The organism is Streptomyces sp. NRRL WC-3618, from assembly GCF_001280005.1.
GTDB lineage: Bacteria > Actinomycetota > Actinomycetes > Streptomycetales > Streptomycetaceae > Streptomyces.
Genome location: NZ_LGDW01000269.1, coordinates 1 through 787 on the forward strand (window position 1 = coordinate 1; position 787 = coordinate 787).

A 787-nucleotide genomic window follows, 5' to 3' on the forward strand; every position below is an offset into this window, starting at 1 on the left:
CCCCATCGAGGCCCAGGCCCTGATCGCCACGTACGGCAAGGAGCACTCGGAGGAACAGCCTCTGTGGCTGGGCTCGTTGAAGTCCAACATCGGACACACACAGGCGGCCGCCGGTGTCGCCGGTGTCATCAAGATGGTCATGGCGATACGGGCGGGTGTTCTTCCGCAGACGTTGCACGTGGACAGCCCGACCTCCGAGGTCGACTGGTCCGCAGGCACCGTCGAACTCCTCACGCAGGCGCGGGACTGGCCCGAGCGGGAGCCGGGGCTGCCCCGGCGCGCGGGTGTCTCCTCCTTCGGCATGAGTGGGACGAACGCGCATGTGATCGTGGAGCAGGCTCCTGTGGTCGACGAGTCGGCTCCCGATGAGACGGGGGGAGCTGCCGCTCCGGCGGTGGTGGCGGGTGTGGTGCCGCTGGCCCTCTCGGCGAAGAGTGGGGAGGCGCTTCGGGCGCAGGCCGGGCAGATGCGGGAGCTTCTGCTGGCCGATGCCGGTCTTGAACTGGGTGACCTGGCCTGGTCGTTGGCGGTCTCACGGTCTCGTTTCGAGCAGCGGGGCGTCGTCCTTGGGCGGGGCCGCGACGAGCTGCTTGCCGGGCTCGAATCGCTGGCGCGGGATGACGCGGCCGCGCAGAACGTGGTCACGGGGCGGGCGCATGGTGGGACGGTCCGTCCGGTGTTCGTGTTCCCGGGGCAGGGGTCGCAGTGGGCGGGGATGGCGCGTGAGCTGCTCGCGGAGTCCCCGGTGTTCGCGGAGCGGATGCGGGAGTGCGCGGATGCGCTGTCG

General features: G+C 70.5%; 1 protein-coding gene. It reads left to right on the forward strand.

What is annotated here, in order from left to right; translation table 11 throughout:
- A partial coding sequence (locus ADL01_RS22300) for a ketoacyl-synthetase C-terminal extension domain-containing protein (RefSeq protein ID WP_159049596.1) occupies positions 1 to 787 on the forward strand: 787 nt, incomplete at both ends.